This window comes from Clostridium simiarum (genome assembly GCF_018919175.1).
In the GTDB taxonomy this organism is placed as follows: Bacteria; Bacillota; Clostridia; order Clostridiales; family Clostridiaceae; genus Clostridium_L; species Clostridium_L simiarum.
In genome coordinates, this window is the sequence record NZ_JAHLQL010000001.1 from 334378 (window position 1) to 348636 (window position 14259).

General features: G+C 29.8%; 12 protein-coding genes. 9 read left to right on the forward strand and 3 right to left on the reverse strand.

Features of this window, described 5'->3' with window-relative positions; translation table 11 throughout:
• The first annotated feature begins 36 nt into the window (after window positions 1-36).
• From KQI89_RS01525 to KQI89_RS01535, 3 genes are all read left to right on the forward strand, one after another.
• Window positions 37-1908: a DUF4430 domain-containing protein gene (locus KQI89_RS01525; RefSeq protein WP_216455637.1), complete on the forward strand. Its 1872-nt coding sequence runs from the start codon at window positions 37-39 to the stop codon at window positions 1906-1908.
• Between the two features lie 16 nt (window positions 1909-1924).
• Entirely contained in the window at window positions 1925-2629 is a 705-nt protein-coding gene (locus KQI89_RS01530; RefSeq protein ID WP_216455638.1) for a DUF4430 domain-containing protein, read from the forward strand.
• Between the two features lie 122 nt (window positions 2630-2751).
• On the forward strand, window positions 2752-4446 hold the full coding sequence (locus KQI89_RS01535; RefSeq protein ID WP_216455639.1) for a M3 family oligoendopeptidase: 1695 nt from the start codon (window positions 2752-2754) through the stop codon (window positions 4444-4446).
• A 144-nt stretch (window positions 4447-4590) separates the two neighbouring features.
• Here KQI89_RS01535 and KQI89_RS01540 read toward each other — a convergent pair whose 3' ends face one another.
• The 3 genes from KQI89_RS01540 to KQI89_RS01550 form a co-directional block, all read right to left on the reverse strand.
• A complete protein-coding gene (locus KQI89_RS01540; protein WP_216455640.1) occupies window positions 4591-5319 on the reverse strand; it encodes a type 1 glutamine amidotransferase in 729 nt (242 codons plus the stop codon).
• A gap of 19 nt (window positions 5320-5338) precedes the next feature.
• Window positions 5339-6700, reverse strand: a complete 1362-nt coding sequence (locus tag KQI89_RS01545) for a Mur ligase family protein (RefSeq protein ID WP_216455641.1) — start codon at window positions 6698-6700, stop codon at window positions 5339-5341.
• Window positions 6701-6776: 76 nt separating this feature from the next.
• Window positions 6777-7865, reverse strand: a complete 1089-nt coding sequence (locus tag KQI89_RS01550; protein WP_216455642.1) for a hypothetical protein — start codon at window positions 7863-7865, stop codon at window positions 6777-6779.
• Between the two features lie 189 nt (window positions 7866-8054).
• Between KQI89_RS01550 and KQI89_RS01555 the strand changes: the two genes are divergently transcribed.
• The 6 genes from KQI89_RS01555 (at window position 8055) to surE (ending at window position 14257) form a co-directional block, all read left to right on the forward strand.
• Complete coding sequence (locus KQI89_RS01555; protein ID WP_216455643.1) at window positions 8055-9032, forward strand: type I phosphomannose isomerase catalytic subunit; 978 nt, start codon at window positions 8055-8057, stop codon at window positions 9030-9032.
• Between the two features lie 286 nt (window positions 9033-9318).
• Window positions 9319-10893: a phosphoenolpyruvate carboxykinase (ATP) gene (gene pckA / locus KQI89_RS01560; RefSeq protein ID WP_216455644.1), complete on the forward strand. Its 1575-nt coding sequence runs from the start codon at window positions 9319-9321 to the stop codon at window positions 10891-10893.
• A gap of 184 nt (window positions 10894-11077) precedes the next feature.
• Entirely contained in the window at window positions 11078-12190 is a 1113-nt protein-coding gene (locus KQI89_RS01565) for a transglutaminase domain-containing protein (RefSeq protein ID WP_216455645.1), read from the forward strand.
• A gap of 148 nt (window positions 12191-12338) precedes the next feature.
• Window positions 12339-12608, forward strand: a complete 270-nt coding sequence (locus KQI89_RS01570; RefSeq protein ID WP_216455646.1) for a hypothetical protein — start codon at window positions 12339-12341, stop codon at window positions 12606-12608.
• A 116-nt stretch (window positions 12609-12724) separates the two neighbouring features.
• On the forward strand, window positions 12725-13336 hold the full coding sequence (locus KQI89_RS01575; protein WP_216455647.1) for a superoxide dismutase: 612 nt from the start codon (window positions 12725-12727) through the stop codon (window positions 13334-13336).
• A 162-nt stretch (window positions 13337-13498) separates the two neighbouring features.
• Window positions 13499-14257 carry a 5'/3'-nucleotidase SurE gene (surE, locus tag KQI89_RS01580; RefSeq protein ID WP_216455648.1) on the forward strand — a complete coding sequence of 253 codons (759 nt, stop codon included), beginning with the start codon at window positions 13499-13501 and terminating at the stop codon, window positions 14255-14257.
• The last annotated feature ends 2 nt before the right edge of the window (window positions 14258-14259 follow it).

Below are 14259 nucleotides of genomic sequence, written 5' to 3' on the forward strand. Positions count from 1 at the left end.
AATTATTATAAAAAATATTAAAATGGAGGGGTTTTAATGAAAAATAAATTAAAAAATAGTTTTAAACATTTAGGTTGCCTTATGGCTTTAATGTTATTGGTACTTCAATTCCATATGCCAATGGTAGCAAAGGCTTTAGAAGTAAATAGCGAAATAAACATTCGTGTGGAAGGACCTAAGGGAACTATAGCAGAGGGAAAAGAAAAGGGGAATAATGCTTATGAGGCTTTAACAGATCTTCTTCAAAAGAATAACATAAGTTTTTTAGCTGAAGACAGCCAATATGGAAAGTTTATAAAAGAAATAGATGGAATTAAATCTGGTGACTTTGGCGGATATGATGGATGGCTATATTATATTAAAAATGGTACAAAGGTTGAAAGTGCTAGCGTAGGTATAGATAGCTATGAGTTAAAAGAAGGTGACAACATAGTTGTTTACTATGGAGAGTTTAATACTCCATATGTAAATTTAATTCAATTTAATCCTGAAATAGTTAAAGAAAATGAAAGTTTTGAAATGATATTTTCTTATAAAAACTTTGATTTTATGACAAACAAGGATGTAATAACTCCTATAGCTGGAGGGAAGGTGCTTGTTGATAATAAGGAATATGTAACAGATGAAACTGGAAAAATAGTCATAGATAGCTTAACTAAGGGAGAACATCAGTATAGCATAAGTGGATATGAAGAAAACCAACTTCCTAAGGTAATAAAAGATAGAGGGAAATTTACTATAGATAATGTAAACAAGCCTCTAGTATATTTTAATGATGATAATTCTGTAGTTAAAGAAGAGGACAAGACTCCAAAGGACATAGAAAAAGAATTAGAAATAACATTAAATTATATTAAGAAGAACTCTTCTAATCCTTGGGCAGCTTTAGCTTTAAATAAGTATGGTATTAAAGCTGATGAAGGTTTTTTAAAGCCTTCTATTGAAGATATAAAATCCCAAGGAATAAAAGAAATGTCACCTACAGAGTTAGAAACAATATCAATTGCACTTACAGCATTAGGGTATTCACCTTATGATTTCTTAGGGCATAACCTAGTAGAAGAATTATATAGTAGAAATTTAGAAGACTTTTACAATAACGAAGTGGCTTTTGCACTATTAGCATACAATTATTTAAACATAAATGATAATTATAAAATAGGAGAAAAGCAATTAATAGAAGCTTTACTAAACTCAAAGCTTTCTTATGAAGTTGAAGGGAAGAAATTGACAGGTTGGACATGGTATGGGGAAAAGATAGATCCAGATATGACAGCAGTAGTGATTAGTGCATTATCACCATATTATAGAGGAAAAGAAGTAGAAGGTATAAATAATAAACAGCTAAAGGATTCCTTAGATAATGCTGTAGATAGTTTATCCTTAATGCAAAATTCAAGGGGAGATATCATAGGGCAATATGGACCAGCTAGTGAAACCAATTCTTTTGCTATAGTTGCTTTAACTTCTTTAGGAATAGATCCAGAGGGAAATAACTTTACAAAGGAAAATGGAGATTTGGTATCAGCTTTATTATCCTACAAGGGTGATAACGGACAGTATAATCATGATGACAACACTAAAAATAATTACCTTTCTACAGAAGAAGCACTAAGAGCTCTAATAAGTCTTGATGGTTTTAAAAATAACGGATTCTATGACTATTATAAGGGAGCTGTGGATGCAAAAACTTTGCCAGCTTATAAAATAGAAGAAAGCAAGGAGAATAATGAGGTTGATAAAGATAATGAGGTTAAAGAGGAAGATTCAAAAGCTATAGATAATACTAGTAAAGTTGAAATCATAAAAGAATCTAAGTTACCGAAAACTGGGTCTTTATTTAACTTTTCTTCTATGATGGTTTTAGCATTTGCTTCCATTGCCATAGGAGTTAAAAGAATTAAATAATTTAGAAGGTGATAATTTGAAAAAAAAATTACCTATTTTTATAATAGTTATTTTAATTAGTGTTGGAGCTTTATTATTTTCAAGATTTTTAATTAATGATAATAGGTTAGGGGTAAAAGAAGAAAAATATGAAGACTCTTCTATTTCTACCCTCATAGAAAAATCAGAAGAGAACAATGATAAAGTGGAAGAAATTAAAGAAGAGTCAACAGAAGATAAAAATAGTAATACTGAAAATGAAAAAAGTAGTAGCCTTGTTAAGGAAGAGCCTAATAAGGTTGTAGATAAGAACTTAGAATCTAATGTAGCCTCTGCAAAGGTTACTAATGAAAACAATAAAAACTATGAAAGTGAAGCAAAGGCTATTACTGAAAGTAAGCCTTTAGAAAAACCTAAAGAACCAGAAAAAAAACAGGAGCCAAATGTAAGAATATTAGATGAGGCTAATGGAACTAACATAATTTCTGACTATGTGCAAATCGAAGGTAAGACTGTAGAAGATGCTACTAAGGAGATATTAAATAAAAACTCTATAAATTATGTAGTTAAAGCTGGATATTTTTCAAGCATTTCAGGTATTAAGGAAAGATCAGCAGGAAAAGCCAGTGGCTGGTGCTACTATGTTAATGGAAACAAACCAGGGGTTGGAGCTTCAGCTTATGTGTTAAAGGCAGGAGATAAACTAACATGGAAATTCTTAAAAGATGGAATTAATGACTAATTCTGTATAGAAACAGGTTTATATCTATTGAATAAGGATTTTAAATGCTATATAATTTAATTAAGAATTTGGCTTCAGTGTCTTAGGGTGCTGAAGCTAAATTATTAAAAGGGGGGATTTTTATGAAGTTTAAAGATTTTAAATACCAAAGACCGGAAATAAAAGTCTTAGAGAAGGATTTTAATAATCTTTTAGAAAGTTTTCAAAGGGCTATAACTTTTGAAGAGCAAGATGAAATAATGACAAAAATAAATAAGCTTAGAAGTGAAATGGAATCTATGTGTAGTATAGCTTATATAAGGCATACAATAAACACTAATGATGAATTTTATGAAAAAGAAAATGATTATTTTGATGAAGCACTTCCAGTTTATGAAGGATTAATATCTAAATATTATAAGAGCATAGTAGAATCAAAATTTAAAAAAGAGCTAGAAGAAAAATGGGGAACGCAAATTTTTGATTTGGCTAAGGTTAATTTAAAGACTTTTTCTGAGGAGGTATTAGAAGATCTTAAACAGGAAAATAAGCTATCAAGTGAGTATGTTAAACTAATAGCTTCTGCAAAAATACCTTTTGAGGGAGAAGAGAGAAACCTATCAGGACTTATTCCTTTCCAACAATCTAAAGATAGGACTATGAGGAAAAAGGCTAATGAGGCTAGATATGGATTTTTCATAGAAAATGAAGAAAAATTTGATAGAATATATGATGAATTAGTTAAAATAAGAACTAAAATAGCTAAAAAATTAGGCTTTTCTGATTTTGTAGAGCTTGGATATGCAAGAATGAGTAGAACAGACTATGATGCTTCTATGGTTAAAAACTTTAGAGAGCAAGTGCTAGAAGAAATAGTTCCAATAGCTTCAGAATTAAGGTTAAGACAAAGAAAGAGACTAGGGTTAGAAGAACTTAAATATTATGATGAGAGTTTAATGTTCTTAACTGGAAACGCTACTCCTAAGGGTGATCCACAATGGATAGTAAACAACGGCGCTACCATGTATTCAGAGCTATCTAAGGAAACTAAAGAATTTTTTGATTTTATGGTAGAAAAGGAATTAATGGATTTAGTTACTAAGGAAGGTAAAGCTGGAGGGGGATATTGTACTTACATCAGCGAATATAGAGCACCTTTTATATTCTCAAACTTTAATGGAACTTCAGGAGATATAGATGTTTTAACTCATGAAGCTGGACATGCCTTCCAAGCCTATTGTAGTAGAGACATGGAATTACCAGAGTATAGTTCTCCTACTTATGAAGCTTGCGAAATACATTCTATGAGTATGGAGTTTTTTACTTGGCCATGGATGGAATTATTCTTTAAAGAGGAGTCTGATAAATATAAATTCGCTCATTTAAGTGAAGCTTTAACCTTTATACCTTATGGAGTTACAGTGGATGAGTTCCAGCATTATGTTTATAAAAATCCAGAAGCTACTCCAGAGGAAAGAAAAAGGACTTGGAGAGAAATAGAAAAGAAATACTTACCTCATAGAGATTATGAAGATAATGAATACCTTGAAAGAGGTGGGTATTGGTATCAACAAGGACATATATTTAGTTCGCCATTCTACTATATTGATTATACTCTAGCACAAATATGTGCTCTACAATTTTGGAAGAGAAATAGAGAAAATAAAGAAGAGGCATGGAAAGACTATGTTAGGTTATGTAATGTAGGAGGAAGTATGTCTTTTGTTAATCTTGTAGAATATGCAAACTTAATATCACCTTTTAAAGATGGTTGCATAAAGTCAACAGTATCCTCCATTAAACAATGGTTAGATTCTATAGATGATTCAAAGTTATAAATAATTAATGTAAAATAAAAAAAGTGGATTTCAAAATAATTGGGTTTTGAGATCCACTTTATATTTTTATACAATTTTAAGAATTAATTTACTGTTTAAAGATACTAAATATAAGTATATAAATATACTTATATTTAGTATATATTATTTTTTAGAATTAGTAGCTATTATATGTTCTTTAGCTTTTAATTCAAAGGTGTCATCTAAAGAGGATAAATTAATTTTTTCATTATATTTATTCTCTAAAGCGCTTAATAGAAGCCTATCAGAGAGTTCCGGATTTTTAGAAAGTAAAGATCCATGAAAGTAGGAACAGAAGGTGTTTTTATATATACATCCTTCATAACCATCCTCCCCATTGTTGCCAAAGCCTTCAATACATTTTCCTAAGGGTTCTAAATCACCTATGTAGGTTCTGCCAGAATGGTTTTCAAAGCCTACATAAGTCTCATTGAAACTTTCATTTTTTATTAGGGTATTTCCAATAAATCTAGTGTTACCAGCCTCAGTATAGATATCTAAAAGACCAAGTCCCTCTAATTTTTCACCAGTATTGGTGGTATAGTATTTTCCTAAGAGCTGATAACCACCACATATAGCTAAAAGAACTTTTCCCTCTTCTATATAGCGTGATAAAGGTTCCTTCTTATGAGTGATTAGATCTTCAGAAACAATGGATTGCTCATAATCCTGTCCGCCACCAAAGAATACTATATCATAATCCTCAACATGAAATTCATCCCCTAAAGAAACATTTTGTATAGTGACCTTTATATCTCTTTTTTCTGCTCTATATTTTAATATATGAATATTACCTAGATCTCCATAAACATTTAAAAGATCTGGATAAAGATGACATATGTTTAACTCCATTTTATTACGCTCCTTTATATTACCAAAGTTTCTTTATATATCCCTTTGAATGGAGATGTTTTCTAAAATTAATCATAGCTGTATAAGTAGCTAATACATATATTTCATCGCTAGTGCACTCTACTATATTATTAAGCATATCATTATAGGTATCACTTAATTTGAAGCTATGAGGATCTAATCCACTTATTTTTAGTCTTACGGCCATATCGTATAGACGATCTCCACCTATTAATATTTCTTCAATGGAAAGAGATCCTAATTTGTGGAAGTTTACATCCCAAATCCAAGAGATATCCCTTCCATCAGCATAATTATCATTTAATAAAAATGCTAGAGACATTTGAGATTTATTTAGAGATATTGTATCCAAAGCTTGATTATATCCAGCAGGATTTTTAACTAATATTATATTTACTTTTTTACCCTCTATATTAAGAACCTCTTGTCTTCCAAAGCTAGAATCCTGCTTTGATAGAGAATTACCTATTAAAGTATCTTCTATGTTAAAAAACTTTGATATAGAATAAGCACATAAAGCATTATATATATTATAGGTTCCGGATTGAGGTATAAAAAATTCATTATGGTTAATTATAAATGAAGAACCTTCTGAGGTTAGTTTAACTATATCTTCAATAGCGTAGTTTAATTCAGGTTTTTTATAGCCACAATTATCACAGAAAAAATCTCCTAGATGATTATAAGTTATAAAGTTATATTTATAAGGAGCTTTGCATACCTTGCAAAACTTTGCATCTGCATTTAATTCAATGGTTTTATCCCCTTGATTAAATTTATTAAAACCATAATAAAGCACAGGGTTTTCTAAGGATAGATTTCCCAATAAAGATTCATCGCCATTTAAGATTAAAGTAGACTTTGGAGTGTTCTTTACTCCTTCTAAAATCTTCTCTAAAGTGGTGTAAACCTCTCCATATCTATCTAGCTGATCCCTGAAAAGATTTGTAATAGTTATGATTTCAGGCTTAATATGCTCTGTTATAAATTTAACATTTGCCTCATCTACTTCCAGTATAGCGATTTTATTCTTATCTTTATCTTTGAAGAAATTGTAGTTTTCTACAAAACAAGATACAATACCAGGTAACATATTAGCACCGGTATTATTAGTTATAACATCATATCCTTTTTGTTTAAATATATTAAAAGTCATTCCTGTAGTAGTAGTTTTACCATTAGTACCGGTCACTATTATAGTTTTGTAATCTTTGCTTATAACTTTTAATATATTTTTATCAAATTTTAGAGCTATTTTGCCTGGAAAATTACTTCCGCCTTTTAAAAAAGTCTTAGAGATTTTTAATACAAATTTTGATATAACAATACTAAAAAAAGATTTTATATTTATTTTAGACACCACCTTGAATGAATATGTAGATTTTTAAAATTAGCATTAAGCAAAGTTTATAGATAGAGTAGACTTTACTTAATGATCATTTAGCCTTTGAAGAACTAAACTCTAAAAAGCTAAATTTATCACTTAAATTAAAGGTTAAATTTTTACTTTTTTTATTTAGTGTATCTATAAGGGATTTGCTTTCATCCTTACTGCATAATTGAGGTATAAACTCATTATGTGAGAAGGAATAATCTAATTTAAAGGGAGATACTTTAACGCCTATAGCGAAAAGGTTGCCCTCTTTAAATACTATACTTAATTGATATAAAGGAGTAGGAATAGATTCTTTTTTATTTGATAGTAAATAAGGAAGACCATTTATTATAAATCTGTCCTTATACTGTTCTATATAATACTCTTCACTATCTAAATATACTATTACATCCGCACCAGATCTTATGAGAGAATGACTTATTTTACTTTTTTCATCAGTATTTTCCTTTGAGTTTTTACTAAGTAATACTAAAAAATCCCCTTTGGTTTTTAATGAATAAACTCTTTCTTTTAGAGCTAATAAGGAATCCCTATCTAGATTTTTTTCATCATATTCGAAAAAAATCATATTTACATCTTTTACGCTAAGGTATAAAGTATTATATAGATTAAAGATATTTGAATCTTTAAAAGGATCTAAGGATAAGTCCTTCTGAGCATTTTCTAAGTTACAAACCTCTATAGAAGAATTTAAATCGCTGATGAAATTCGGTTCTTTTCCTATAGGTTCATGTTGTTCTAAAGCTAAAAATGAGAGCGTATCCTGCTCTATTAAACTATCCAAATTCATCAAATACTGTAGCTTTCCCTTGGAATTTATAGGAAGACTTTCTTTATATGGTAACTTTCCACTTAAGGTTAAAACTATCTCTTTTATATCAGAGGATTTTTTTGGACTTCCTTTAAGAGTATAATAGAAATATTTTATATCAACAAAAGTATTTTTACCACTATATAAAGCGCTTTCTACAGTTTTTGATAAGGGTTTTAAAGTGTTTTCATAGCCTAGCATGAACATGAAAGAAAAACTTAAAATTAAAAACATTGTGGTAAAGGTAATTAGTAATAATTTAAAAGTATTAATAGATTTTCTTTTAATATTTTTATTCTGTTTATGATCATTAACCATAACAGCACCTCAGTCTTTTCTTTTTATGGTTTTCTTCTATTTAGTATAGCATAGTAGAGTATTCAAATGAAAGTCTAATAAGTTTTAATATGATAAATTATACATAAAGTTAGGCTGAAATTTTAAATTTTATTAATGAAATATATTTTAAAAAAGAGTTTTAAAATTAATAAGAAAGGAAGAGAGTATATGTATCCAATTAAATTTGAAAATATTTATTTTGAAAAGATATGGGGAGGAAGGGATCTGGAACTATTTAGGGGTAATTTACCAAAAGGGCACATAGGTGAAAGTTGGGATATAGCTTGCCATCCTCATGGAATAGGTATAGTTTCTAATGGAAAATTTAAAGGAATTTCCTTTGATAAGCTTATAGAAGAGCAAGGAGAGAAACTTATAGGTAAAGATATATGTAAAGAGAAATTTCCATTACTTTTAAAACTCATAAATGCTAAAGATAAGTTATCTGTGCAAGTTCATCCAAATGATAAATATGGATTAAAGGTTGAAGGGGAACTTGGAAAAACCGAGGCTTGGTACGTAATAGAAGCTTTTGAAGGAGCTAATTTAATTGTAGGTACTAAGGAGTGTACTAAAAAACAATTTGAAAGTGCCTTAAAAAATGGGAAATTAGACCCTTATTTAAATAAGGTAGAAGTAAAAAAAGGTGATGTGTTTTTTGTGAAAAGTGGATTGGTTCATGCAATTGGAGAAGGGGTAGTTATTGCTGAAATACAGCAAAATAGTGATACCACCTATAGAGTATATGATTACAATAGAGGCCGTGAGATCCACGTGGAAAAGGCTTTAGATGTGATAGATTTTTCATTAAAGGGTGAAAAGAGTAAAGGGTTGAAGGTTCAGCATGAAGGATATACTAAAACTTACCACTGTGTATCACCATATTTTTCTCTAGAAATATATGATATAGAGCATAAGGTGGAAGAGAAAAGTGATGAGAATAGGTTTTATATATTCACTTGTGTAGAAGGGCAAGGTGAAATAGAATATAAAGATGGATCAGAAGCTATAGTTAAGGGAGAGAGCATTTTAATTCCTGCAACTCTTGGTAAGTACACTATAAAGGGTGAAGTGGTATTATTAAAAACCTATGTGCCAGAGGTGGAAGAACTTAGAGAAGAAATACTTAAAGTTGTAGAAAAATAGTTATTTTAATTAGGATACCTAAAGCCGTTGTTTTTGGGTATCCTTTTATTTTTGAAGGCAGTAATTGTTTAGAGAAAACTTAATGCATAATAATACATTAAAACTTAACTTACTTAGTATAATTTATATATAACATATGCTAATGAATAAAAAGAATATTTCAATGAAGGAATGGATTCATATTGAACCTGTTTAAAATATAACAGTAAAATATTTCTTGCAAAAAATCTTCTATTGTGTGATAATTTAAGTGTAAAGAGTATTATATATTGTAGGGGGAAGGAAAATGGGGTTAAACAATCTATCCTATTTAAACTTAGGTGTAAAAAATGTATATGACAATTTACCAGTAACTGAACTAGTTGAACATGCTCTAAAAAATAATGAAGGATGTCTTTCTAAAACAGGAGCACTTGTAGTACATACAGGTAAGTATACAGGAAGATCTCCTAAGGACAGGTTTATAGTAAAGCAAAAGAGTATTGAAGATAAGATAAACTGGGGAAGTGTAAATCTTCCGATTTCAGAAGAAATCTTTAATAATCTTTATGAAAAGGTTTTAAATTATTTAAAAGAGAAAGATGCTTATGTTTTTGACGGCTTTGTAGGAGCAGAAGAGAAGTATAGAATATCAGTTAAAACTGTATGTGAATATGCATCTCAAGCATTATTTTCTAATCAATTGTTTAGAAGATATGAAGAGGACGGAAAAAGAGATACAGATATACCAGACTTTACAGTTATTTCAGCGCCAGGATTTAAGGCTGATGGAGAAAAAGATGGGATAAACTCAGAAGCTTTTATATTAGTAAATTTCGATAGAAAGATAGTTCTTATAGGAGGAACTCAATATTCAGGAGAAATTAAAAAGTCTATGTTCTCAGTTATGAACTTCTTATTACCTTTAAAGGGAGTATTTCCTATGCATTGCTCTGCTAATGTAGGGGAAAAGGAGGACGTAGCTATATTCTTTGGATTATCAGGAACAGGAAAAACTACATTATCCACAGATCCAAACAGAAAACTTATAGGAGACGATGAACATGGATGGTGGGATAATGGAGTATTTAATTTTGAAGGTGGTTGTTATGCAAAAACCATCAATTTAGATAAGGAAAAGGAAAAGGATATCTACGAAGCAATAAGATTTGGTGCTTTATTAGAGAATGTTATTTTAGATGATAAAAAAAGTCCAGACTATGATGATAGAAGCCTTACAGAGAACACTAGAGCAGCTTATCCCTTGTATCATATTGACAACATACAAAAGGGAGGAAAGGGTGGCAATCCGGACACAGTTATATTCTTAACTGCAGATGCCTTTGGAGTATTACCACCAGTTTCAAAACTATCAAAAGAGGCTGCTATGTATCATTTCATGTCTGGATATACAAGTAAACTAGCAGGAACAGAAAGAGGTATTAAAGAACCTCAAGCTACCTTTTCAGCTTGCTTTGGAGAACCATTTATGCTAATGAATCCAGCTGTTTATGCTAAGTTGTTAGGAGAAAAGATAGACAAGCATAAAGTGGATGTATATCTTATAAACACTGGTTGGTGTGGAGGATCTTATGGAGTGGGGTCTAGAATGAAGCTTCCATACACAAGAGCTATGGTTACAGCAGCTATTGAAGGAAAACTAAAATCTGCTAAGTGGGAAGAACATCCAATATTTAAAGTTATGATGCCAAAGGAGTGCCCAGGAGTACCAAGCGAGATGCTGAATCCAATTAATCTATGGGAGGACAAAGAGGCTTATCATAATAAAGCTATAGAGCTAGCTAAAAAATTCAAAGAAAACTTTAAAAAATTCAAAGAAGTTTCTGAGGATATAGCTAATGCAGGTCCTGTAATAGAATAAAATAATTAAATAAAAACTTCTCAGAGTATACTTTGAGAAGTTTTTTGTTGAATCTATAAGTATATTTTTATTAAAAAATCCGATTAAAAAATATTTTAATAGTTTAATATAGGAAATAAATGATTTTTAGTATATAATTTAAATATATTATAATTAAAATAAAAGTTAAGTGAGGTTTAGAAATATGAAGTCTTTCTCTAGAAAAATAATATTACTTGGGATTATAGTAGTATCCTTTGCGCTGTTTGCTTTTGGATGCAAAAACAAAGTTGATAAGTCAAAGGGATTATTTGTAGAAAAATGGGATAATATTTATATGGGGACTAATATTAAATTTTATAATGAAGACTTTAGTACTAGCTATTTAAAAAGCTTATCAGAGGATCAAGGGCTATTTTCCAAAGTGGAAGGTGCAACCACAGATATGGATAAGTCTTTAAAATTATTAGCTTGGACTCATGAAATGTTCACATTTAATAAAGGTAGCGAAAGCGGTAAAGAGGATGCTAAGGATATAATTGATTCATTAAAAGATGCTAAAAAAGCTTCTGATAAAGATATGTCTATAGTTTTTGCACAAGCAGTTAGAACAGCTGGGGTATACTCAAGACTTGGAGAGTTTAGAGTTAAAGATAGCCAATTTTATAAAAAGGATTCTTCTTTATATGTGGTGGAAATTTGGAGTAAGGAATTAAACAAATGGGTAATGATAGATGTGGCTCATAAGGCTTATTTTTCTTATGAGGAAGTTCCTTTAAGCGCTATGGAAGTGTTAAATAGGAATATAGCTGAATTAGAGGTAAGGGAAGTTGAAAAGATAGAAAAATATAAAAAAGAAATGGCGAAATATCTTTATTCTTATAGTATACCAATAGATAATAATTTTGTAGGCATTAAAAAAAGCAATGCCTATATAACCTACATACCTGAAGGAGATATGCCGGAGTTAAAATCTTTAAACTCCTATGCTGGTCCATCTCTTTACGTTAATAAGGTAGATATGTTTCAATTTAGTCCTACAAAAGAATATGTAGATGATAAAAGTGATGACAAAGCCACGTTTATCCTTATGAAAGGTGAACCTTCTTTAGATAAACTTGAAGAACTAGGGTTTGTTGTAGGAGCTTTTAAGAATAGTGTTATGGTAAAGGAGTATTATGTCAGTATAAATGGTTCTGAATATGCTAAAGTAAACAAATACTTTGATTTAGCCATAAAACCTGGCGAAAATACCATAACCCTTTCAGAGGATGGCAAAACTTCAGTAAAAGAAATAAAGATTCAATATAAAAAATAAAGATTTTAAGATACTCTAAAATTACAATGTGTAATTTTAGAGTATCTTTTTTTATAGTGCTTTTAAAAATGAATCATATTTAAAGAAAAGCTTATTAAATTTAGTAAAATGAAGCATAATAATTATAAAAGGCGAAGAGGGTGATGTTATGGAAGGAATAAAGATATGTGAAGTTCCTTATGATGCATTATACAAAGACTATGATTATGATTGGAAGGAAATGAAAAGCTTAGAGACTAGATTTAATCTTCATTGTGACAGTAATACCATGATTTATCTAGAAAAAGGGGAAGCTACTTTGACTTTAAAAGAAGAGGTTTTATACTTAAGTGAAAACAATATGGTTATTGTTTCTCGAAAATTAGATATTCTTTTTGAAATAATAAAGCCTTGTAAAATTTATTATTGTCATTCATAAAACCAAAATAAAATCATATAATTTATTAAACAATATTGATTATTATTATCAGTTGTGTTAATATAATATTAAACAGTTTAAAAATAAATTTATGAGAGTTATGGAGGAATTTTATAATGAAACATAGTTTGCCAGAATTAAAATATGATTACAATGCTTTAGAACCACATATAGATGAAATGACAATGAGGATACATCATACAAAACACCATGCTGCTTATGTAAATAATCTTAATGCAGCTTTAGAAAAATATCCTGAATTAGAAAATAAAGATTTAGAAGAGTTATTAAAAAATATAGATTCAATACCAGAGGATATAAAAATAGCAGTAAGAAATAATGGGGGAGGCCATTACAATCACTCTATGTTTTGGAATATAATAGGACCTAATAAAGGAGGAAAACCGGAAGGTAGTTTAGAAGAAGCCATAAACAAAAAATTTGGTAGCTTTGATAAATTTAAAGAAGAATTTAATAAGGCAGCGGCTACAAGATTTGGAAGTGGATGGGCTTTTCTTGTTATAAACCAAGAAGCGGAGCTAGAAGTTGTTTCTACAGCAAACCAAGATAATCCTATATCAGAAGGAAAAACTCCTATTTTGGCCTTAGATGTTTGGGAACACGCTTATTACCTAAAATATCAAAATAAGAGACCAGATTATATAGAAGCATGGTGGAATGTAGTAGATTGGAAAGAAGTAGAAAAAATATACGAAAATACTAAGTAGTAAGTAATTATAAAAAGAAGCTTGTATACTATAAACATACAAGCTTCTTTTTCTATTATAATATATAATTGTAATAGAGTATAAATTAGCTCCTTTTATTGCAAATATTTGAAAGTGGTATTAACATAGAATATAAATGTATAACTTTGAGGAGGTAAAAAAATGAGGATATTAATAACAAATGATGATGGAATAGATGCAGAGGGAATATATGCTATTGCTGAGATTTTAGCAAAAAAACATGAGGTTTTTGTGGTAGCACCCCATAGTCAAAGAAGTGCTAGCAGTCATTCCATTACTTTAAATAAGCCTTTAATAATAAAAGAAGTTACTCTTGGAGATTTAAATGTTAAAGCTTATAGCATAAGTGGGACTCCGGCGGATTGCGTAAGGGTAGGAATAGATATGATTATAAAAGAACCTATAGATTTAGTTGTATCTGGAATTAATAAAGGTTTGAATGTAGGTACTGATGTTTTATATTCAGGTACAGTATCCGCAGCAGTAGAGGCAGCTTTATATAACATACCTTCCATAGCTATTTCAAAGGAAATAAAAAAAGAGTCAGAGGGAGATTATTGTTATGCTGCAGAAGTAGGTGAAGAGATATTAAACATATTTAAAGATAAGAGCGTAGGTAATGAAGTGGTTATAAACGTAAATGTTCCTTATAGACCTAAGGAAGAAGTTAAAGGTTTCAAAGTTTGTAAAGTAGGGAAAAGCAAATACAAACATAATTATGTTGAATTTATTTCTGAGGATGGAAGTAAGGGATATAGAGTTAATGGGGAGATGTTAGAAAAAGATTTTCAAGGTGATGATGTGGATTATTTAAAGGAAGGGTATGTTACAATAACGCCTCTTAGATATGATTTAAACAACGCAAATATTTTGAAAGGTGTAAAATCTATAATAGATTAGAT

Coding starts and splice junctions, on each gene's coding strand:
- KQI89_RS01535 (WP_216455639.1), top strand. CDS start 2,752: ATGAAGTTTAAAGATTTTAAATACCAAAGACCGGAAATAAAAGTCTTA.
- KQI89_RS01525 (WP_216455637.1), top strand. CDS start 37: ATGAAAAATAAATTAAAAAATAGTTTTAAACATTTAGGTTGCCTTATG.
- KQI89_RS01550 (WP_216455642.1), bottom strand. CDS start 7,865: ATGGTTAATGATCATAAACAGAATAAAAATATTAAAAGAAAATCTATT.
- pckA (WP_216455644.1), top strand. CDS start 9,319: ATGGGGTTAAACAATCTATCCTATTTAAACTTAGGTGTAAAAAATGTA.
- KQI89_RS01565 (WP_216455645.1), top strand. CDS start 11,078: ATGAAGTCTTTCTCTAGAAAAATAATATTACTTGGGATTATAGTAGTA.
- KQI89_RS01575 (WP_216455647.1), top strand. CDS start 12,725: ATGAAACATAGTTTGCCAGAATTAAAATATGATTACAATGCTTTAGAA.
- KQI89_RS01540 (WP_216455640.1), bottom strand. CDS start 5,319: ATGGAGTTAAACATATGTCATCTTTATCCAGATCTTTTAAATGTTTAT.
- surE (WP_216455648.1), top strand. CDS start 13,499: ATGAGGATATTAATAACAAATGATGATGGAATAGATGCAGAGGGAATA.
- KQI89_RS01570 (WP_216455646.1), top strand. CDS start 12,339: ATGGAAGGAATAAAGATATGTGAAGTTCCTTATGATGCATTATACAAA.
- KQI89_RS01555 (WP_216455643.1), top strand. CDS start 8,055: ATGTATCCAATTAAATTTGAAAATATTTATTTTGAAAAGATATGGGGA.